Consider the following 23,101-nt stretch of genomic DNA (forward strand, 5'->3'; position numbering starts at 1 on the left):
TCAAATTGAAGATAACCTTGATTTGTTCCGCATCAATATTTCAAAAAGCAAGATCCCTGTAGCAGCATCGAATGTCATATGCTGATCAGAATCTTTTGGATAACGAAATATGCGTTCTAATAGGATAAATTCAGTTATTTCTTTCCAAAATTTTGGATGATTTTGTAGCATAATACGCACTGTAATTAAATCAACTTTAGTTTCTTCTAGAAGACCTGTAAACCAATTTAATTTTATATACAGATTTTTATCCAATGGCCGCGGTCCGGTATGATGTGCATAGTCATGATAATAGCCCCACAAACAGCAAGCATCGAAAATGTCTTCTTTAGATAAGTTACGACTATGCAATTGACCGAACAGGAATTTACTATCTCGACCGAGTAAACGTTCAGCTTCCACAATTGTTTGCTTGTTGTAAATATCAAAGAATTTACTGAAAAAAAACAAAGCAAATGCTTGCTTTGTTTTTTTTTGAGCAGCCGCTACAGATTCTGGGAATAGAACAATGCAATTGCCTTCTAAAAAACCTCTTGATGCTATTCCCATTTTTATACATTGAAAAGGTGATACATAATTATTTGTATATTTTGAGGCGTCAGCAAGATAGGCCGTTTCATGACGATATCCTGTAACTAATTCCAGCCGGAATCCTTCTGGATCAGGTCCATTTGTTGCACGCATTGGAGCCAAGAAAAACAAGGGAGCATCTGGTAATGGGGCTTTGAAAGCAGCCAAAGTGTTATCAAATTTAGGAGGGGTCGTTAAACCGCTGATTATCCACTGATGAAGATCATCAGAAATGGTCGCTAAAAGTTTTGGAGATAATCCGTCAAGAATATTGGCATGGTGGTTCAGCAGAGTGATCAATTCATTGATCATATTATTATCTGCTGAAGTTGGTTCTTTAATGCTCCCATCTCGTTCTTGGCGCATACGGAATTTGTCAACCAAGTTAACAATGGAAAGAAGCGCTTCAGATTTTTTCATGATTAGTTGACTTTAGCGAGTGGAGCAAAAAGGCCATTGGCACTTGTCCAAAATTTTCAACAATATTCAGCCTATAGCGATTTGCCGCAACCGATGTTGTGATACAAGAATCTTGCTTTTTCAGCCTTACAAAGAACGGCTGCATCAGCATTGCTGTTGGCAAATACTTTGTCATATTGATGAGCTACCAGAGATTGTGGGGCAGGATGAGTCGCTACGGTTTTAATTTCATCAATGTTATTGCGTTTAGCTAAAACCATAGAGTGAGTAGGCATGATAAAGCTGTCAAATAATTGCATATCATCTAAACGGGTAAATATGAGTGTATGCAAATCAGGGTAAGTAGTACGGCTTAGGAGATACCTATCTTTTTTTTGAGCAAGTTCATTAAATGCTTCTTCAAGAGTTGCGTATAAGATAATACGGGATCTCGAGTCAGTGGACAAAATATTTTTATTGTGATTGTTAAGCCACCATTATTCTGCAGTTGCACAGTTAGTATCTGCAGGGCCAAGTGTATAGATAAAAGTATTATTTTCAGATTGCATGATCTCTATTCTTTATAATTATGTGCCTAAATTTAAACTAGTGTAATATGTAGAGTATATAAAGAACAATGCGTTAAGTAATTTAGTGCTTTATAAAATCATGTATATGTGAAAGAAAATTTACGATAAATTTTGTCTTGTCATTATTCTATCATGCCGTAAAACATCGTCGTTTAGGGGAGTGATTGAGCAGGAAAAATTCTATGCAGGGTATTTATTGGATATGTTAGAGAATTATTGGAATGGTTAAGCGAAGGTGAATGACACGTAAACCGTACTGCTCTATCATTTTTTGGATGAGCAGCGTTTTTGAATCTATTCATATTGATAATACTATTGTAGATGAATAATAAGCAAATTGGTAAGGCGTGAACATCTTTGCTATAAAATTCAATATATTTAATTGCTTAATTAAGATCATACTTTTAAAAATTGTTTTACTATTATGATTGTATTGAATATATAAAAGGCAATCATCATTGTCTTGTTTGTAAAAGAAACATGAAATATAACTCTTAAATTAGAGTGGGGGGTGGTAAGGTCTTTTTTCTTCTTTGGAATCGTTAAGAAGGTCAGATTAAACCTTATTGAAGCTACAGAACCTAAAAAAACAGTCGTTTTTTTGAAAAGATCAGAGGTAAACAATATGCGTGAGATTTTGGATCGTTTTGATATACCATTGAATAAGAAGAGTTCTGTTCAAAAGATTCAAAATCTTTCATGCCAATCACACCCAAAACGGTTTTATAAGCAAGTGAAGATCGCTTGTGAGGAGGTCGGCTTTACGATTTTGTTGGATGAACGTCCCGTAAAAACGCCCGCAAGGCGTCATTTTCATGTGCCAACAGAAGTGTTTGCTGAATATGTTGCTCAGGAATTTGAGAACCAAAAGCACGTTGTTGATCCTGCAAAAATGCCGATGACGCGTTTGGTTAATACTGTTATTGATGGTATCGCTGATGATATGCAGGTGGTTTTTGAAGATTTATTGCGTTTCGTTGCATGTGATATGATCTTTTATCGTGCACAGACACCTAAAGAGTTGGTGCAAAAACAATCTGAGCAATGGGATCCTTTATTAGATTGGGCAGAAAAAAAACTGGGTGCAAGGTTTTATTTGACAGAAGGGCTGATGCATGTGGAACAATCACCAGAAGCACTTCAAGCTGTGAGTCATTATTTACGTAGCGTTGAGTCTGCTTATATGCTTGCTGCACTTCATATGATGACAACCTTAACGGGATCTGCTCTCATTGCTCTTGCTGTTGCTGCGGGAAACATTGATGCTGATCATGCTTGGTCTATTGCCCATTTAGATGAAGATTGGATGATGGAGCAATGGGGAATAGATAAAGAAACAATGGTACGTCGTGCTCATAAAAAAGTTGAATTTAAGGCTGCTGCTACAATTGTTACAACTTGTTTATAGGGGAAAATCTTTTATTTACGTGCATTCTTTTGGCTCAGAGTATTTTTGTGACTTTTTGAGGATTGGTTTTTACTTTATCAAGTCCAGGAAATAGTTCATTGGTTATGGTTAAGAGCGCTTCGTCATTACCACGGATAAAATACCATTGGTTATCGTGAAGTAGGGCAATAATTTCAGTTTGAATAGAGCATTTTTTTCCAGCATTTGTTGTGGTTACAAGCTCCACGGGTATAACAAAATAAGGGGTACCATTATCAAGGGTACCTTCACGTTTTTGTTTTTGATCAATGTTGATCGTTTCAATCTTGTAACTTTCTGCCAACCGTTCTATTTGGCTTTTCATGATTTGTAGAAATTGTGATTGATTAAGATTTTTTTTGGCGGTTAAGCGGTTGATGACTTGGGGAGGAATAGCATTTAAGATGGCATTTGCATCGGCATTTTTAAGTGCTTTACTATAAGCAGATGTTGCTTTCTCAAGAGTTGTAAGTTTTTGGTTGGTTATTGTATGTGCTTTAGTTGTTGATGTGATAAAGACAATGCATAAAAGAACGGGAACGAGAAAACAAATTCGCGGCATTAGAAACCTTTGTTAATTCATTTGAAGAGATTCAACACATTATAAAGGAAAAGCGGACGAGCAAAAAGCCTCTTGCGCTTTTGCATGAGAAGAATATCCACAAAAATGGAGGCTTTTGCCTCCATTTTAAAAATCAAAAGAATGCGTATTGATTGTTTAAACAGAATAGTACATATCAAATTCAACAGGATGGGGTGTTGTTTCGTAACGCAAGACTTCTTGCATCTTTACTTGAATGAAGGAATTAATCTGATCATCATCAAAAACGTCGCCAGCTTTAAGAAAGCCACGATCTTTGTCAAGTGCTTCAAGCGCTTCACGCAGACTTCCTGAAACAGTAGGGATTTCTTTAAGTTCCTTTAAGGGAAGATCATAAAGATCTTTATCCATAGCATGTCCGGGATGAATTTTGTTTTTGATGCCATCAAGACCAGCCATTAAAAGGGCTGCAAATGCCAAATAGGGATTTGCTGTTGGGTCTGGAAAACGCACTTCTACGCGTTTTGAATTTGGTGAGGAGCTCATAGGAATACGGCAAGATGCAGAACGATTACGTGCTGAATAGGCAAGAAGAACAGGAGCTTCATAACCAGGAACCAAACGTTTATAGGAGTTTGTGGATGGGTTTGTAAAAGCATTGATTGCTTTTGCGTGCTTAATAACACCACCGATAAAAAACAGACAGGTTTCTGATAGTCCGGCATATTCATTTCCTGCAAAAATGGGTTTGCCATCTTTCCAAATGGAAATGTGGACATGCATTCCAGAGCCGTTATCACCAAAAACTGGTTTTGGCATGAAGGTTGCTGTTTTCCCATAACTATTTGCTATTTGATGTACAACATATTTAAAAATTTGCATCTTGTCAGCCTCGCGAACAAGTGTATCAAAACGAATACCCAATTCATGTTGGCCTGCTGCTACTTCGTGATGGTGTTTTTCGACCTGTACGCCCATATCCTTGAGTGCTGTGAGCATTTCAGAACGCATATCTTGGCAGGAATCAATTGGCGGAACAGGAAGGTAGCCTCCCTTTATTCGTGGGCGATGCCCTAGATTTCCTGTTTCATATTCCGTATCATCATTGGAGGGAAGTTCACTTGAATCGAGTTTAAACCCTGTGTTGTAAGGGTCCGTTTTATAGCGCACATCATCAAAGATAAAAAACTCTGCTTCTGGACCTACATTGATTGTATCTCCAATGCCTAAAGATTTCATATAAACCTCAGCCCTTTTGGCGATAGAACGAGGATCTCTACGATAAAATTCACCAGAAACAGGATCAAGTACATCACAAAATATGACCAAAGTAGATTGAGCAAAAAAAGGATCAATGTGTGCTGTTTCTGGATCTGGCATTAAAACCATGTCAGATTCATTAATTGTTTTCCAACCAGCAATTGAAGAACCATCAAACATGACACCATCACTAAAAGTATCTTCGCTGATCTCTGCGATATCCATTGTAATGTGATGCAATTTTCCTCGTGGATCAGTAAAACGTAAATCAACAAAACGGATTTCGTTGTCTGTAATCTGTTTGATAATATCTGATGCGGTTGTCATATTCAATTTCCTTAATGTGGCGTTGAGGTGGATAAAAAAGTGAATTTTCTCGTTATTTATTAAAGGGCATCGATACCGGTTTCGTCCGTGCCTATACGAATTGCATCATCAATGGAAAAGACAAATATTTTTCCATCTCCTATATGTTTGGTTTGAGCTGCTTTACGTATTGCATCAACAGTTTGTTCCAGTTTTTCATCGGACACAACAATTTCAATCTTTACTTTAGGTAGAAAGTCAACAACATATTTCGTACCACGATAAAGTTCTGTATGTTCCCTTTGACGACCAAAACCTTTCGCTTCTGTTACTGTAATACCATGTAACCCAATTTTTTGAAGCGCTTCTTTCACTTCATCAAGTTTGAAAGGTTTTATAATGGCTTCAATTTTTTTCATGCTGAAATTATCTCCAACGTTATTTTGTCTTTTTAGACTGCATCACATTATATTGACAACTGTAAGATGTCCAACAGATACTTTGTGCACAAAAAGTCGCAAATAATGACACTCTAAGCTCTGTTAGGAGAGTTTCTTTTGTAGAATACAGCCAAATACTGTTTTTTGGGAAAAAACCTTACAATTCTTTTACAATAATTCAAATTATACAATAAAAGAGTTTTGTTTCTTTTTTTTTAGATAACACATTTACTAATAAGGATAATTAGACATTTTCCACATTAAATGAGAAACTCTAATAGCGTAGGATTTTCTCATTTTAGATCTTTTTGTCGTCAATCAATCAAAACAATACCTTTATATATCATAAATAGTACGAGTGTGTGGGTAACAACATTTGAAAAAAGAAATAAAATGTTTTTTATGAAAGCTTTCGATAACTAAAGGCTTTACAATATTAGGGAGTAGGGGAGATAAATATTGGAAAAGAGTGTGATGTTGCTGATTATGCTTCTTCATAAACGTAAAAATGGTGGTGTACAATAAATGAGTTTATCATTATAGCATTCATAGCTGCTGTTGTGAAATGGGCTTGGGAGCATTGAGAAATGTTTCTTTAAAACAGATGTGTGAATTGGCAATGCAAATATATTCCGTTTGGGGCGTTTTGTCCCTTCGTGAGGAATATGATCCCATTAAGGAACGCGATGAATAAAAGCGTGAAGCAATGGCAATCTTCATTATAAGATATTGCCGCGGATTCCTTTGAAATCATAAAGATAAATTAAGAAGTGATGTAAAGATAGGAACTTATTTATACCTTTAAAACTTCGTATTTTTCCCAGTTTAGGCTGTCTGGTCGTTTCAGGTATAAACAAAACAGAGAATAAATATGCAATTATGCGCGCATTCTTATTTGGCAATACGACAACTGAAACAGCTTATAAAGCGCTAAATTGTTTTTAGTCTTTGCTTCAAACGTGTTGCACTACTGGAATTAGGTGTTGGTTTACAGGTAATAGTAAAAGTACAGGCTTTGTTAGTATGCTGTATTTTACAATAAAAAGCGTTTCTAAGAATTGGAATTATAGAGAGATGGGCGTAGTAAAACATCTTTTAGAAATTTTCCCGTATAGGAAGCGGGAACCTTAATGATGTCTTCAGGGCGTCCAATTGCAACAATTTCACCACCGCGATCTCCACCTTCTGGTCCTAAATCAATAATCCAGTCGGCTGTCTTTATAACATCAAGGTTATGTTCAATGACTATAACTGTGTTGCCTTGCTCGACTAGTTCGTGAAGCACTTCAAGAAGTTTGGAAATATCATGAAAATGTAAACCTGTTGTCGGTTCATCCAAAATATAGAGTGTACGTCCCGTTGTTTTACGAGAAAGTTCTTTCGCAAGTTTTACACGTTGTGCTTCCCCACCAGAAAGTGTGGTTGCTTGCTGTCCTACTTTTATGTAACCCAATCCTACTTTAATGAGAGTTTCCATTTTATTATGAATAGCGGGAATAGCTTGGAAAAATTCTTCTGCCTTTTCAATTGTCATATCCAAAATATCGGCTATAGACTGTCCTTTGAATTTTATTTCTAGTGTTTCTCGGTTATAGCGTTTTCCTTTACAGACATCGCAAGTAACATAGACATCAGGTAAAAAGTGCATTTCAATTTTGATGACTCCGTCGCCTTGGCATGCTTCGCACCGTCCTCCTTTAACATTAAATGAAAAACGCCCAGCTTTGTAACCGCGGGCTTTTGATTCTGGAAGATCAGCAAACCACTCACGAATCGGTGTAAAAGCACCTGTATAGGTTGCGGGATTAGAGCGTGGGGTGCGTCCAATAGGGGACTGGTTGATATCAATGACTTTATCAAGAAATTCTAATCCTTCAATTTTGTCATAGCTGGCAGGGCTGTGATGAGAGCCCATGATATGATGTGATGCTGCTTTGAAAAGCGTTTCAATAAGAAATGTTGATTTTCCTCCTCCAGAAACACCAGTTATGCATGTGAAGGTTCCAAGAGGAATATTCGCATTGATATTTTTGAGGTTATTGCCTTTGGCGCCAATGATTTTAAGTGTTTTCGTTTTTGATATTTTGCGTCGCTTTGTCGGCATTTTAACAGCCATTTTTCCTGAAAGGTATTGGCCTGTGAGAGAGGCTGAATTTTCTATAATTTCCTGCGGTGTCCCTTGCGCTATGATTTCTCCACCATGAACGCCTGCGGCAGGCCCCATATCAACAACATAGTCTGCTGTGAGAATAGCATCTTCATCATGTTCAACAACAATAACTGTATTGCCAAGATTGCGCAAATGACGCAGCATTTCCAAAAGGCGTTCATTATCGCGTTGGTGTAAACCGATAGATGGTTCATCTAAAATATAAAGAACACCTGTAAGACCAGAACCAATTTGGGATGCCAACCGAATGCGTTGGCTTTCTCCCCCTGAAAGCGTTCCTGAATTTCGAGACAAGGTAAGATATTCCAATCCTACATGATTTAAAAAAGCCAAGCGTTCACGAATTTCTTTTAAAATACGTACGGCGATATTACGTTGTTTTTCTGTGAGATATTGATGAACATTGGCAAACCAATCATCTGCCTTTAGAATAGAAAGATCTGATATTTGCCCAATATGCATTCCGTTTATTTTTACAGCAAGTGCCTCTGGTTTTAAACGATAACCGTGACAAGCTGGGCAGGGCGAAGAAGACATATAACGTTCGATTTCTTCTCGAGACCAAGCAGAATCGGTTTCTTTCCAGCGTCTCTCCATATTAGGGATGATTCCTTCAAAGGGTTGGGTCATTTTATGCGAACCAGAATTATTTTTATAGATAAAAGAAATTTCATCTCTTTTTGTACCGTAGAGAATAGCCTGTTGTGCTTCACTAGAGAGTTCACACCATTGATCTGTGAGTTTGAAACCGTAAGCTTTTCCTAATGCTTCTAAGGTTTGACTATAATAAAGTGAATCCGATTTAGCCCAAGGAGCAATGGCTCCATTCTTTAGGGTAAGGTTTTTATTTGGCACAATTTTTAGTGGATCCATTGCCTTTTTGATACCCAATCCATCGCAGAGAGGACAGGCCCCAAAAGGATTATTGAACGAAAAAAGGCGTGGTTCAATTTCAGGAATAGAGAAACCCGATACTGGGCAGGAAAACTTTTCTGAAAAAATGAGCCGTTTGTGTGTATCATTTTTTGATTTATGAGCAGATTCCTTTGTCGTTTCTTTTTGTGCTAAGGGTTGGTCTGCCATTTCAGCTATGGCAAGCCCATTTGCTAGCTGTAAACAGGTTTCTATACTATCAGCCAAGCGAGAGGTGATATCCTTCTGTACAACAATGCGGTCTACCACGACATCGATGTCGTGTTTATATTTTTTATCAAGAGGTGGAATATCAGCGATTTCATAGAATTTTCCATCAACTTTAGCGCGTTGAAATCCTCTTTTTAAAAGTTCTGTTAGCTCTTTTTTATATTCTCCCTTTCGTCCTCGCACTAAGGGTGCCATAATAAAAATTCGTGTTCCTTCTGGTAAGGACATAATTTGATCCACCATTTGACTTACTGTCTGGCTTTCAATAGGAAGTCCTGTTGCAGGAGAATGAGGAATACCAATACGTGCAAAGAGAAGACGCATGTAATCGTGGATTTCAGTAACGGTACCTACCGTTGAACGAGGGTTGCGACTGGTTGTTTTTTGTTCAATGGAGATAGCTGGAGAGAGACCGTCTATGCGGTCGACATCGGGTTTTTGCATGACTTCCAAAAATTGGCGTGCATAGGCTGAAAGGCTTTCGACATAGCGACGTTGTCCTTCAGCGTAAATTGTATCAAACGCTAAAGATGATTTCCCTGATCCAGAAAGTCCTGTTATAACAATGAGTTTGTCACGAGGCAGATCAAGATCAATATTTTTAAGGTTATGCTCACGTGCACCGCGAATGGAGATATATTTTTGATGAGTCATACTTTATCCTTGGCATATGTGGCAAAAATTGAGCACCTAAAATGGAATAAAACTGTTTTTTTAGAATTACAATGTGTTTAACTGCTTTAATGCAAAAGGAAGGTATAAGTTTTGTGAAAAAAATACAAATGAGCAGCTTTTTATTCTCTCGTGGTGGAATAAACTATGTGTTTTTATCATCTTTTGGTATAATTACACTCAATACAGTATTGAGAAAGGATAGCATACCCATATTGATGGTCAATTGCGACATGTAAATTGAAGGTCAAGATGGTTATAACTGTTATAGAACAGAGTACTTTACGAATTAAAATTTTGGAGTTTATACGATGGCTGGTAGCCTTAATAAAGTTATTTTGATTGGTAATCTTGGTGCCGATCCTGAAATCCGCCGTTTGAATTCTGGTGATCAAGTGGCAAATCTGCGTATTGCTACTTCAGAAAGTTGGCGCGATCGGAATACAAATGAGCGAAAAGAACGCACTGAGTGGCATAGTATTGTTATTTTTAATGAAAACCTTGTCAAAGTTGCAGAGCAATATTTAAAAAAAGGCAGCAAAATTTATATTGAGGGGCAGTTACAGACACGAAAATGGCAAGATCAAAATGGAAATGACCGTTATACAACAGAGATTGTTTTGCAAAAGTACCGTGGCGAATTACAAATGCTTGATGGGCGGGGAGCTGCGAGCGGGGAGCAAGGAGCAAGTCAAGGGGGGAGTTATAGTGGTGGCTTTGCCGATAGTCACTCAAATCAGAGAAATACTTTTGGTCAAAATAATAATCAATTGGGAGAAAGTTTTTCACACAAATTAGATGATGATGTCCCTTTTTAAGAGTCTTTAAATTGCAGTATTATGATCATTTTATGGTTTGCTTGTTTCAGATTTTTGAAGTTTAGCGAAGTGAAAATTGTTAATTATTATTGGTAATTTAAAATATAAATTAATAACATCTTGAAAAATATTGTTAAATTTCTTTTTTGTCATGGGAGAGAAATTAGCATTTTGGTGTATTTTTCGCTATAAATAAAGTGAAATGATTCTTTTTTGAAAGTTTTGAAATTGTGACCGATCTTACTCCACACCCAGAACGTGATGTGCTAACCGGTATTGAACCAATCAGTATTATTGATGAAATGCAACGCTCCTATCTCGATTATGCGATGAGCGTGATTGTTTCACGTGCACTCCCTGATGTCCGTGATGGTCTTAAGCCTGTTCATCGACGTATCCTTCATGCTATGAATGAGATGGGGCTTTCTTTTAATAAGTCGTATCGTAAATCTGCTGGTGTTGTTGGTGAGGTTATGGGGAAATTTCATCCCCATGGTGATGCTTCAATTTACGATGCATTAGTGCGTATGGCGCAGGACTTTTCTTTAAGAAATCCATTAATTGATGGTCAGGGAAATTTTGGTTCCGTTGATGGTGATCCACCTGCGGCCATGCGCTATACTGAGTGTCGTTTAGAAAAAGTTTCAGAAGAACTTTTAGCTGATATTGATAAAGATACTGTTGATTTTCAGGATAATTATGATGGGCGTGAGCGTGAACCGGTTGTCTTGCCAGCGCGTTTTCCCAATCTTTTGGTTAATGGATCAGGGGGGATTGCTGTGGGAATGGCAACCAATATTCCTCCCCATAATTTTGGTGAAGTCGTTGATGGTTGTATCGCTTTGATTGATAATCCCGATATCACACTCGATAAAATAATTGAAATTATTCCTGGTCCGGATTTTCCTACAGGGGGCATTATCCTCGGACATTCTGGTGTTCGTGCAGCTTATGAAACAGGGCGTGGCTCAATCATTATGCGTGCTAAAGTTGAGATCGAAGAGATTCGCAGTGGTCGACAAGCAATTATTGTGAGTGAGATCCCTTATCAAGTTAATAAGGCAACGATGATTGAGAAAATGGCCGAATTGGTGCGCGATAAACGCATTGAAGGAATCTCTGATTTGCGTGACGAATCTGATCGTGATGGATATCGGGTCGTTATTGAGCTGAAGAAAGATGTTGTTGCGGAAGTTGTTTTAAACCAATTATATCGGTATACGCCGCTGCAAACTTCCTTTGGTTGTAATATGGTTGCTTTGAATGGGGGAAAACCCGAACAGATGACGTTGCTTGATATGCTTCGTGCATTTGTTTCTTTTCGGGAAGAAGTTGTCAGTCGGCGAACAAAATATCTTTTGCGTAAAGCGCGTGAGCGAGCACATGTTTTGGTTGGTCTTGCCCTTGCTGTTGCCAATATTGATGAAATTATAGCGCTTATTCGCAAAGCTCCTGATCCGCAGACAGCACGTGCACAGTTAATGGAGCGACGCTGGCCAGCGATGGATGTTGCGCCTTTGATTAAACTTATTGATGATCCTCGTCATATTATTCATGAGGATGGTACTTATAATCTCTCTGAAGAACAGGCGCGTGCTATTTTAGAATTGCGTTTGCAACGATTGACAGCCCTTGGGCGTGATGAAATTGCTGATGAATTGAATAAAATTGGCGTGGATATCGCTGACTATCTTGAGATCTTGGCATCACGCGTGCGGATTATGTGTATTGTTAAGGATGAGTTGAGTGCTCTTCGTGAGGAGTTTGCAACGCCGCGACGTACCGTATTTGGCTTTGGTAGCGCTGAGATGGAGAGTGAAGATCTGATCGCGCCAGAGGATATGGTGGTAACGGTAAGCCATAGTGGTTATATTAAGCGTGTGCCTCTTAATACCTATCGTGCACAGCGACGTGGTGGTAAGGGGCGTTCTGGTATGTCCACGAAGGATGAGGATTTTGTAACGCGGTTGTTTGTTGCCAATACGCATACTCCGGTTCTTTTCTTTTCATCACGTGGGATTGTTTATAAGGAAAAAGTTTGGCGACTGCCGCTGGGGACACCCCAATCGCGTGGGCGGGCTTTGATCAATATGCTTCCCTTACAACAAGGTGAGCGTATTACAACGATTATGCCTTTGCCTGAAGATGAAGCGAGCTGGAGTGCATTAGATATTATGTTTGCGACAACACGTGGAACTGTGCGTCGTAATAAATTATCAGATTTCGTTCAGGTTAATCGTAATGGTAAAATTGCGATGAAACTTGATGAAGAAGATGAAATTCTTTCTGTTGAAACCTGTACAGAACATGATGATGTTGTTCTAACAACAGCCAATGGACAATGTATCCGTTTTCCAGTTGTTGATGTTCGGGTCTTTGCTGGGCGTAATTCTGTGGGAGTTCGTGGTATCAATTTAGCTAAAGGCGATAAAGTCATTTCGATGACAATTTTAGAGCATGTCGAGGCGACGTCCATTGAGCGTTCTGCTTATATTAAACGTGTAATGAATGAACGGCGTGCTTCTGGTGCAGATGCTGATGTTGAAGATGTTATAACTCTTGATGAAGAAGATGGGGGTGCTGAAACAGAGTTAACAGATGAACGTTATGCAGAACTTCATGCACGTGAACAAATGCTTTTGACAGTGAGTGAGTTTGGTTATGGTAAACGTTCTTCTTCCTATGAGTTCCGGATTTCGGGACGTGGCGGAAAGGGGATTCGCGCAACAGATCCATCTAAAACAGCTGAAATTGGTAAATTAGTAGCGGCTTTTCCGGTGAAGGCGCAAGATCAAATTATGTTGGTATCAGATGGGGGGCAGCTTATTCGTGTCCCTGTTGAGGGAATTCGTACTGCTGGGCGCTCAACTAAGGGAGTCACAATTTTTAATACAGCCAAAGGTGAAAGAGTCGTATCGGTTGAACGTATTTCTGAACCTGAAGATGATACGAGTTCATTAGATGATGAAGGTGAGAAGCATTCTGATACAGTTGATATGAGCGAAGAAAAATAATTTTTAAGAGGAAGGAGTAAAGTCATGAAAATTGCTCTTTACGCGGGTTCTTTTGATCCTCTTACAAATGGTCATCTTGATGTTTTGAAAGGGTGTTTTGTGTTAGCTGATAAGGTGGTCGTCGCTATAGGGATACAGGCTGACAAAAAAACACTTTTTAGCTTCGAAGAGCGTGTTGATTTCATTACGCAGGTCGGGAAAGACTTGTTTGGTGCAGATTCTAATCGATTGCAGGTTCTTTCATTTAGCAACCTTCTCATTGAGAAGGCGCGTGAAGTTGGTGCTTCATTTCTCATTCGTGGATTGCGTGATGGTACTGATCTTGATTATGAAATGCAAATGGCCGGGATGAATGGCGTTATGGCTCCTGAATTGCAAACTGTTTTTTTGCCGGCAAGTGTTTCTGGGCGTGCGATAACTTCTACATTGGTACGCCAAATTGCCTCTATGGGAGGTGATGTGACACCATTTGTACCGCCCAATGTTGCACAAGCTTTGAGCTCGAAATTCCAATCTTTTAGGGGAGAATAATTGTGTCTCGTAGAATTTTTGCTGTTTTGATATGTGTGTTTTGTTTTTTTTCATTGTCCGCTGTCGCTGGTAATCCTAGACCAGCAAGCGATGCAAGCCTTCTTGTTTTATCTCTCAAAGATGGTGATGTCATTATTCGTCTGTGTCCTGATTTGGCGCCAAAACATGTTGCGCAAATCAAAAGATTAACAGAGGAGGGGGCCTATAATAATGTTGTGTTTCATCGCGTTATTCCTAATTTCATGGCACAAACTGGTGATGTAGAATTTGGAAAAAAAGGCAGTAGAGATTTTGATTTGAAACGCGTTGGTATGGGTGGCTCAAATTATCCCAATATACCGGCAGAGTTTTCAAAGCAGCCGTTTAAGCGTGGTACAGTTGGGATGGCACGGTCACAAGATCCGGATTCCGCGAATTCTCAATTCTTCATTTGTTTTGATGATGCTGCTTTTTTAAACGGTCAGTATACGGTTGTTGGAGAGGTTATAAAGGGGATGGATGTTGTTGATAAAATAAAAAAAGGTACGACAAGTAATAATGGATCTGTAAAAAATCCTGATGTTATTAATGCTGCTACTTTACAAGTTGAGAAATGAATCAAGGGAGCTTTCCATATGGCAGAGAATAAAAATCCAGAAAATACTTTAATTCTTGAAACAACAAAGGGCAGAGTTGTTATTGAGCTTTTTGCTGATTTAGCACCTTGTCATGTTGCACGTATTAAAGAATTGGTACGTGAAGGTGCTTATGATAATGTTATTTTCCATCGCGTTATTGATGGTTTTATGGCGCAAACAGGGGATGTGCAATTTGGAAAGAAGGATAGTGAAAAATTCAATTTATCACGTGCGGGTATGGGGGGGGCAGAAAAACCAAATTTAACAGCAGAGTTTTCAAATCTTTCTCATAAGCGTGGTACAGTTTCTATGGCACGGAGTCAGAATCCAAATTCTGCTAACTCTCAGTTTTTTATTTGTTTTGCAGATGCTCCGTGGCTTGATCGTCAATATTCCATATGGGGGCAGGTTGTTGAAGGTATGGAAAATGTTGATAAAATTAAACGTGGTGAACCTGTTTCAGATCCAGATTCAATTACCAAAGCCATTATTGCTGCGGATGCAAAATAGTATAAACTATACTGATTTTAATTGTAAGTTTCTAAGAAAAAAATACTCTTTTCTGATCAATAAAGGCACACAAAACTCTTTTGTAGTATCACGCTTACCTTTTATAATTTCGAGCTAAGCATTGTCCATATATTTCCTTCAATCGGATCTTCCTTAAGAATATAACGCAAAAGATTTGTACAAACACCTGTCAGAATAAGAAAACGCAAAGTCTGTTGTATTATGGTTGTTGTTTGGCAAAGTGTTTTATAAAAAATTTGGCATTTCTCTTCCATCCATTGTCGGTCTTAATGGTTTTATGATGTTACTTTCCTGAGAGAGAGTGTGCTTTTGTTTCTGCTTGTAAATCAACATCCAATCCTAATGCAGAAGCATGTTTGAAACACATATTAAGACGGATAAGAGCTTTACTCGCTCATCCAGTTTTCTTAGTAAGGTGGAAAACAAGCATTTATATATATTGGCGTAATCTTTAAAATAAGAAGACAGTTTAATCTTAGAAGAATATAATAAAGGCGCAGAAGTGAAACAAATGGCAAGTCTTGCCATCTCCTTTTTAATTCAGCTTTACTTTTTTAAAAGTATCTAATGCAATATCTTTTAAATAATGAAGATTATGCATGGACTTACGCTTTTATTTTTCTCGTTTTTTTATAGAGGAACGCTCCAAACGGAATACACTTGTGTTGCATATTTACGTGTTTTTTTAAGAAGCATTTCTCAGTACATATCAACATTCACTTCCACGATGACATTCATGGCATGTATAGTTTTAAAGCTATAAATAGTATAAAATATTATGCACCACCATCTTTAAAGCTTGTGAAGGAGCAAACGGGTACCATCATACGCTTTTTCAGCCTCTAATGTTACGATAGAGCTTTTGGTATTTGAGAATCTTTACAAAAAGCATTTTTAGTTTTTTAAAGTATTTTTATTTACACGTTAATTTCTTTTGTGAATTATCTCCAATGCCAAGAGCTATCTCAATATTGTGAGTGGATAAATGATTATGTTCATTTGCACTTTTATTAAGCGTGAGGATCGCTGTGCCCAGTAGATGAAAAATTTTTATCTGTAAAAGTTAAAGAATATTGTGAGCTGTACAATGCGTTCAAAATTTTCTTTTATGGGTACAAAGTTACTGCTTATGGAAGTATGTGAAGATGAAATTATTGTGATAATAATTTTGCAGTTCTGTTAAGGATAAGCGTAGGTATTTTGAGGTATGATATTATAAGGATTTTACTATTTTTCTAGAGTTAGATTATCACTTTTATTATGGTGATTTCTTAACAAGAAATGTTCTTTTATCTCGTTTAATTTTTGATGCTGGTTACAATATTGAGCGAATCAAAAATTAATTCATAAAGCTTATGACAATGCGCGTAAGGGGATATCTTTTTTCTTTCTATAGAGATATGCATTGATGGAATCAAAAAGACGAGAGTTATGATAAAGACATTTCATTATAGAAAAATTGCTCAAGATGGGTATGCACGTCGAGGAGAAATTATAACGGGGCGAGGATGTGTTCGTACACCCGCATTTATGCCTGTTGGGACGGCAGGAACTGTTAAGGCTATGTATATGGATCAAATTCGTGATCTTGGTGCAGATATCATTTTGGGGAATACTTATCATTTAATGTTACGTCCAGGAGCTGAACGTGTTGCGCGTTTGGGAGGATTACATGAATTTTCACGCTGGAGCGGACCTATTTTAACCGATTCTGGTGGATTTCAGGTTATGTCATTGGCGGGAATCCGTAAAATTACTGAACAAGGTGTGATTTTTCGCTCTTACATTAATGGAGCTTACTATGAAATGAGTCCAGAGCGTTCTATCGAAATTCAAGGACTTCTTGGTGCGGATATCCAGATGCAGTTGGATCAATGTATTGCATTACCAGCAACTGAAAAAGAAATGGAAGAAGCTATGGAACTTTCATTGCGGTGGGCGCTGCGTTGTAAAACAGCTTTTGGAGATCAGCCAGATAAAGCATTGTTTGGGATTGTTCAAGGTGGTGATAATATGAAACTGCGTGAACGTTCTGCTCAAGCATTAAAAGAAATGGATTTAAAAGGTTACGCTATTGGAGGGCTTGCTGTTGGTGAGCCGCAGAGTGTTATGACAGCAGTATTGGATACTACTTGTCCGATTTTACCAGAGGATAAACCACGCTATCTTATGGGAGTAGGGACACCTGATGATATTTTACAAAGTGTTGCACGTGGTGTTGATATGTTTGATTGTGTTATGCCAACGCGTGCAGGACGTCATGGTTTAGCTTTTACCCGCTTTGGTAGAATTAATTTGCGTAATGCGCGTTATGCAGAAGATCCACATCCTCTTGATCCACAGTCACTTTGTCCAGCAGCACATGATTATAGTTGTGCTTATTTGCATCATTTGATCAAATCTGGTGAATCTCTTGGGGGGATGTTGTTGACTTGGAATAATCTTTTTTATTATCAACAACTTATGCAGGGAATTCGTGATGCCATTGAGGAAGGCTGTTATGCTGATTTTTGCGCTGAAACGCGTGCTCTATGGGCACAAGGACGCTAAAATATTAATCGTAATATAACGCCTCATTTTTTTATTGAATTTATTCTCGCACTTACAAATTTAGTTAAAAATATGAAATTAGAAACATCTTCCAAAATTATAAAATTTCACTATCTTAAAATATAACAGTGCGGTTTTATAAGGGCACATATTCTGTTTCTAATTACTATATAAAAACAGAAACTGTTACTCCGGTACGCGCTACCTGATCCGGAGAAAAACAGTTTTTCTGTTTCTGATGACTGTTTACAGCAACAATGTTAATGAGGCGTTAGCGAACTCTTAAAGAAGTATGAAAATTGTATTTTTATGAGATATTTTGTGTTTTTTATTATTAAAGGTAAATAATGGATTATATACAATCGAACAGATAAATTTTTAGAAAATTAAAATAAAACTAAAATAAGATTACATATTTAAAATGTTATAATTTTATATTGTTATTATTTTTATATATTAAAATAAATATTATTTACATAGATTTATATAATATTATTAATATTGTAAAACTAAAAATTTATAGTTTTAATGTAATAAAAATTAAATATTAATCACAATAATTATCATATATTATAAAATATCAATATATATATTGAAACAAAACTTATTATATTTGTTTTCTGCTTTGTTTATAGAATTTATATGAAAATAATCATAATATATTTACGTGAATATTTTAATTTACAGATAGTGAGTTAGATATCTGATGCGATTCCTCTGTGAGGGAGGGGGAAAGATGCCTAAAAGAGGATATTTAATAAATCTAGAAACCAAGCACTATTATCATGAGAATTTTTTAAAGACTCTATAATAATTTATAAGAATGGCCTAAAGTTGAAATTATAGCTTATCGATTTGGGGGATCTGCATTTAGGTAGCAAAAATAAAGCAACAATAATTGGGGGAGAAGTTTTATCTTTGTATCAAGATAATGATGAGATATTGTTCACTTGTTTGAAATGCATTATTCAGCAAATTTTAGAATTATTTATAGGGTATAGTATATCGTTGTAAAATAAAGTTTTCACTGTAAAATTTCAACGGCTGAAAAGAGGAGACAAAGTTTATTATCTGGTATATCTGATAGAAATAGGTGAATGTGAATACGTCTATGACCTTGAGGTTTTCAAAGATTTTCCATTAAAGAATCTTACTTAAAACTCCATAAAATGCTTTATATATAAAAATATTTCTAAAACTTTATTGGGGACTATTGGGCATGCGTATAACAATGTTTTGAATTTTTGTTTGTGTGTATTACAGATATTTACAGTTAAAACTCCTATCCAGAAGTGATGATATGAGGGATTCTTATCAACAAAAGGTTCTTGCATTGGGAATTGATTCGAGAATACGACGTTTAATAATTTTAGCTCTTGCCGTGGGCAGTTTTGCTATTGGTACTGCAGAGTTTGTTGCAATGGGGCTACTGCCAGAGATGGCACGAAGTTCCTATGTTGATATTCCTACCGCTGGTCAATATATTTCTGCTTATGCATTAGGAGTTGTGATTGGAGCACCTCTTTTAGCTGTGGCAACAGCTCAGGTATCACGCAAAACTGTTTTGATAGGCTTGATGCTTTTTTATGCCTTAGCAAATATTGCTAGTGCCTTTGTTTCTGATTTTAGCATATTAGTAGTATTACGCTTTCTCAGTGGACTTCCCCATGGAATCTATTTTGGACTTGCGGCTATGGTTGCCTCTTCAATGGTAGAAATGAAAGAACGTTCTAAAGCTGTTGGATATGTTATGCTTGGCTTAACAATTGCAACCGTTTTGGGAGCACCCAGTGCTACTTGGATTGGTCAACTTATTGGTTGGCAGATTGCTTTTGTCCTTGTGGGGATGATCGCTTTATTATGTTGTTTGCTTATTTGGAATTTTTTTCCTTGTGATTCAAGTTTTCCAAAAACGAATCCTTTGCAAGAAATGGGTGCATTAAAGCAAAAGCAGGTGTGGCTTCTTTTGTTGATGGTGTCGGTGGGAGCGTCAGGATTATTTTCTGTTTTCACTTATATCAAGCCAACATTAATGCATATTTCTGGTGTTTCACTTGAGTTGGTACCATTTATTATGCCGTTAGTTGGATTGGGAATGGTGGTAGGAAATCTCTTGGGGCCTAAATTAGCCGTTAAAATTGGTATTTCGCCGATGATATTTTTTTCTATGCTTTGGAGCGTATTTGTTTTTTTTATTTTTTTATTTTTATCCTATGCTCCGTTAACAGCGGCAATAGGATGCTTTTTTGTTGGAACTTCTTTTGCTGCTATGCCTTCTATACAAACAAAAATTATGGATGTTGCACTACAGGGACAGATTTTGGCAGGAGCATTAATGCAGTCTGCTTTTAATATTGCCAACGCTCTTGGTGCAGAATCTGGAGCATTAGTTTTAAAATTGGGTTATAGTTATGAATATACAGCTGTTTTAGGAAGTGTTCTAACTTTGTGTGGATTAATGGTTTTTTGCGTCTCATGGTATATGGAGAAGCATGCTTAATGTTTTTCATTTTTAAAATGAAGAAGGTATTTTTATGTTTATTTAATTATTGGAATGTCCTGTTGGATTTTTTAACATGCAGTAAGAAATGCGCAGCGCTAATGGAATAGCAAAACAAAATAAAAAACCAATGAGCACTACAAGAAGAGTTTTTGCTGCTAAGATCATTCCTATTGTTCCTCCAGGATTAAAGAGTCCGGCAAGATTGGTGATAACTCCGGCTAGAGTTGCACTCAATGCAGCTGAAAATAGTTGTACGGAGGTAAGGGATTCACTGGCACGGAGAGCATCTTCATCATTTGTACATTGTAAAATTCGTGTGAGCAAATGTGGCCATGCTATGCCTGCACTGATTCCAATAGAAAATAGTGCTAAGCAAATAATAAAAATATATTCAAGCGTGGAAACTTCTGTTGGTATGAGCCATAAAAGAATCGCTATACCTAACAGTTTTAATAGGGGTGAGTATATAATGATGTTGCGAATTTTTTTTGTGGAGACAGCAGCACTTGAGAGGGCTCCACACGTCCACCCTAGGCTCATAAGTGTTGCTATATAACCGGCTATAAGTGGAGCTTGTCCATGAAGTTCTTGAAGAAAAAGTGGTAAATAAAGTTCTATACTGTACACGACTGTTGTCATAACGAGTATTAATGCGTAAACAGGAAAAATTTCAGAAGAGAAAGAAAAGGATTTGCGCGGCAACATAGGATGAAAGCTATATGATTCGATTTTTGCTAAAACAAAGAGAAGACTAAGTCCAATAACTAATCCGCAAATTTTTGCCATTGTTGTGTCCATAGCTCCTCCAACAGAGATGATAAAAATCAATAAGGTGAGTGTGAGAAGCTGGAGAAGAGGAAGGGGGGATGTTGGAACATAGTTTTCATTCTTTTTGGGTAAAATTTTAAAGGCTATGAGTGAGAAGAATATAGCTAATGCGCCAATGATCCAAAAGGATGCTCTCCATAGGCCATAATATACAGAAATTCCTCCGATTGCTGGTCCTAACAAGGTTGATATTCCCCACATTCCAGAGATAACACTTAATGCGTGTGACCATAAAGATGGGCTGAAAACAATACGTACCATGGAATAGGATAGAGATAACAAAGAACCACTTCCCAATCCTTGAATAAAGCGTCCTATTAAAAATAATGGCATAGATGAAGAAATGCTGCACAGGAAAGTGCCTAGGGTAAAGATAAGACCAGAGATAACATAAGCGTTGCGAGGACCTAATTTCCCTAATATTTTTGTTGCAAGTGAAGTACCAAGGAGTGAAGCTGTAATAAAGACAGTCGCCACCCAAGAATAATATTCATTGCCAATATGATTTATAAGGGAAGGTAAAATAGTAATAACAATATAAACATTGGTAGCGTGTAATATAACACCACCTGTAAACGTTAAAAAGCAAAGACCATTTTTACCCAATAAAAGCTCAGACCAGCTCTGTTGTTTCACTGTTTTTTGCTATTTAATAAAAATTTATCCTCTTTTTACTTATAAGGTACTTCTTTGAATTTGCCAAGAGAAATTCAAAGCTCTGTTTAGAGCTTTGAATTTTAATTTAATTAATAACTTAATTGCCCATTGCTTTTTTGAGATTCTCATCAATTTTATCGAGGAAACCTGTTGTAGAAAGCCATTTTTGTTTAGGCCCAATCAAAAGTGCGAGATCTTTAGTCATAAAACCTTCTTCGACGGTTTTAATACAAACTTCTTCCAATGTCGTGGAAAAGTTTTTTAATTTCTCATTGTTATCTAGTTTAGCACGGTGCGCCAGTCCACGTGTCCATGCGAAAATAGATGCAATAGAATTTGTTGATGTTTCTTCGCCTCTTTGATGCTGACGGTAATGGCGTGTTACGGTGCCGTGTGCAGCCTCTGCTTCAACAATTTTACCATCAGGTGTCATGAGAACAGAAGTCATGAGACCAAGAGAACCAAAGCCTTGGGCAACAATATCAGATTGGACATCACCATCATAGTTTTTACATGCCCATACGTATCCACCTGACCACTTTAATGCAGAAGCAACCATATCATCAATAAGACGGTGTTCGTAATATAATTTACGGTTTTCAAATTCAGTTTTAAATTCCATATCGAATATTTCTTGAAAGATATCTTTAAAACGACCATCGTAAGCTTTTAGAATGGTATTTTTTGTTGAAAGATAAACTGGAACATTCCGTTGTAGTCCATAATTAAAGGATGCGCGGGCAAAATCACGAATTGACTCATCAAGGTTATACATAGCCATGGCAACCCCTGCGCTTGGAGCATCAAAAACATCATGTTCAATAACTTGATTGTCATCACCTACAAATTTAATACTTAATTTCCCTTTTCCTGGAAATTTAAAATCTGTTGCCTTGTATTGATCGCCAAAAGCGTGACGTCCTATAATAATTGGCTTTGTCCAGTTAGGAATAAGGCGAGGGACATTTTTACAGATAATGGGTTCGCGAAAAATGACTCCTCCTAAAATATTGCGGATTGTACCATTAGGTGATTTCCACATTTTTTTTAGGTTAAATTCTTTAACGCGTGCCTCATCAGGTGTGATGGTTGCGCATTTTATACCAACCCCATATTCTTTTATAGCATTGGCAGAATCGATTGTTACTTGATCATTGGTTGCATCACGATTTTCGACGGAAAGATCATAATATTTTAGATCAATGTCGAGGTAGGGATGGATTAATTTATCTTTGATATATTTCCAGATGATGCGGGTCATCTCATCCCCATCAAGTTCAACAACGGGGTTTTCTACTTTGATCTTTACCATTAGAAATCCTTTTTCTTTTAAGCGATACTACTTATATAACACTTTCAACTTTATAATGAAAAGTAAAAACAAGGGAAAAAAGCATTCAAATATGAGCTTTTAGAATATATTATCAATAGAGTGTAAAATTTTGTTGGAGGGTTTAATCCTTGAAAAGAAGTGATGTGTTTATAAATCTATAAGTATTCTATGATTGATGAAGAATCTGTTTAATAGATAAGGT

At 37.2% G+C, this 23,101-nt stretch carries 15 protein-coding genes and 1 pseudogene; 8 read left to right on the top strand and 8 right to left on the bottom strand.

Translation table 11 applies throughout. The annotated features are described in order from the left end of the window. Together ACFILL_RS02680 and ACFILL_RS02685 are read right to left on the bottom strand one after the other, a co-directional pair. Positions 1-990 carry a DUF6421 family protein gene (locus ACFILL_RS02680; RefSeq protein ID WP_375631306.1) on the bottom strand — a complete coding sequence of 330 codons (990 nt, stop codon included), beginning with the start codon at positions 988-990 and terminating at the stop codon, positions 1-3. Between the two features lie 71 nt (positions 991-1,061). Then, positions 1,062-1,436 (bottom strand): hypothetical protein, encoded by a 375-nt coding sequence (locus tag ACFILL_RS02685; RefSeq protein ID WP_375643206.1) that lies wholly within the window; start codon positions 1,434-1,436, stop codon positions 1,062-1,064. A gap of 748 nt (positions 1,437-2,184) precedes the next feature. Between ACFILL_RS02685 and ACFILL_RS02690 the strand changes: the two genes are divergently transcribed. Beyond that, entirely contained in the window at positions 2,185-2,967 is a 783-nt protein-coding gene (locus ACFILL_RS02690; protein ID WP_273791495.1) for an ATP12 family chaperone protein, read from the top strand. A 34-nt stretch (positions 2,968-3,001) separates the two neighbouring features. Here ACFILL_RS02690 and ACFILL_RS02695 read toward each other — a convergent pair whose 3' ends face one another. From ACFILL_RS02695 to uvrA, 4 genes are all read right to left on the bottom strand, one after another. Then, positions 3,002-3,547: a hypothetical protein gene (locus ACFILL_RS02695; RefSeq protein WP_375621407.1), complete on the bottom strand. Its 546-nt coding sequence runs from the start codon at positions 3,545-3,547 to the stop codon at positions 3,002-3,004. A 156-nt stretch (positions 3,548-3,703) separates the two neighbouring features. Continuing rightward, the gene (gene glnA / locus ACFILL_RS02700) at positions 3,704-5,113 is read right to left on the bottom strand and encodes a type I glutamate--ammonia ligase (protein ID WP_273791493.1); all 1,410 of its coding nucleotides are present in this window, start codon (positions 5,111-5,113) and stop codon (positions 3,704-3,706) included. Between the two features lie 59 nt (positions 5,114-5,172). Continuing rightward, the gene (locus tag ACFILL_RS02705; protein WP_015856528.1) at positions 5,173-5,511 is read right to left on the bottom strand and encodes a P-II family nitrogen regulator; all 339 of its coding nucleotides are present in this window, start codon (positions 5,509-5,511) and stop codon (positions 5,173-5,175) included. A gap of 1,072 nt (positions 5,512-6,583) precedes the next feature. Further along, positions 6,584-9,499: an excinuclease ABC subunit UvrA gene (gene uvrA, locus ACFILL_RS02710; RefSeq protein WP_375643205.1), complete on the bottom strand. Its 2,916-nt coding sequence runs from the start codon at positions 9,497-9,499 to the stop codon at positions 6,584-6,586. A gap of 329 nt (positions 9,500-9,828) precedes the next feature. On the opposite strand from uvrA, the gene ssb reads away from it, so the two are divergent. The 7 genes and pseudogenes from ssb (at position 9,829) to ACFILL_RS02745 (ending at position 20,078) form a co-directional block, all read left to right on the top strand. Further along, a complete protein-coding gene (gene ssb / locus ACFILL_RS02715; protein ID WP_273791491.1) occupies positions 9,829-10,335 on the top strand; it encodes a single-stranded DNA-binding protein in 507 nt (168 codons plus the stop codon). A 230-nt stretch (positions 10,336-10,565) separates the two neighbouring features. Next, a complete protein-coding gene (gene gyrA, locus ACFILL_RS02720) occupies positions 10,566-13,349 on the top strand; it encodes a DNA gyrase subunit A (RefSeq protein ID WP_375643203.1) in 2,784 nt (927 codons plus the stop codon). Positions 13,350-13,373: 24 nt separating this feature from the next. Continuing rightward, positions 13,374-13,893: pseudogene (gene coaD, locus ACFILL_RS02725) on the top strand (pantetheine-phosphate adenylyltransferase). Further along, on the top strand, positions 13,883-14,476 hold the full coding sequence (locus ACFILL_RS02730) for a peptidylprolyl isomerase (RefSeq protein ID WP_375643202.1): 594 nt from the start codon (positions 13,883-13,885) through the stop codon (positions 14,474-14,476). The pseudogene coaD and the gene ACFILL_RS02730 overlap by 11 nt, the downstream one beginning before the upstream one ends. Positions 14,477-14,494: 18 nt before the next feature. Beyond that, positions 14,495-15,007 (top strand): peptidylprolyl isomerase, encoded by a 513-nt coding sequence (locus tag ACFILL_RS02735; protein ID WP_273791487.1) that lies wholly within the window; start codon positions 14,495-14,497, stop codon positions 15,005-15,007. Between the two features lie 1,452 nt (positions 15,008-16,459). Continuing rightward, positions 16,460-17,578: a tRNA guanosine(34) transglycosylase Tgt gene (gene tgt / locus ACFILL_RS02740; RefSeq protein ID WP_273791486.1), complete on the top strand. Its 1,119-nt coding sequence runs from the start codon at positions 16,460-16,462 to the stop codon at positions 17,576-17,578. 1,300 nt (positions 17,579-18,878) lie between these two features. Continuing rightward, positions 18,879-20,078, top strand: a complete 1,200-nt coding sequence (locus ACFILL_RS02745; RefSeq protein ID WP_375631313.1) for an MFS transporter — start codon at positions 18,879-18,881, stop codon at positions 20,076-20,078. A 42-nt stretch (positions 20,079-20,120) separates the two neighbouring features. On the opposite strand, the gene ACFILL_RS02750 is transcribed toward ACFILL_RS02745, so the two are convergent. Further along, on the bottom strand, positions 20,121-21,545 hold the full coding sequence (locus tag ACFILL_RS02750) for an MFS transporter (RefSeq protein ID WP_375631314.1): 1,425 nt from the start codon (positions 21,543-21,545) through the stop codon (positions 20,121-20,123). 118 nt (positions 21,546-21,663) lie between these two features. Then, positions 21,664-22,878: an NADP-dependent isocitrate dehydrogenase gene (locus ACFILL_RS02755; RefSeq protein WP_375631315.1), complete on the bottom strand. Its 1,215-nt coding sequence runs from the start codon at positions 22,876-22,878 to the stop codon at positions 21,664-21,666. Between the last annotated feature and the right edge of the window lie 223 nt (positions 22,879-23,101).

It is taken from the genome of Bartonella sp. AP20NXHL (assembly GCF_042196165.1).
Taxonomy (GTDB): domain Bacteria; phylum Pseudomonadota; class Alphaproteobacteria; order Rhizobiales; family Rhizobiaceae; genus Bartonella.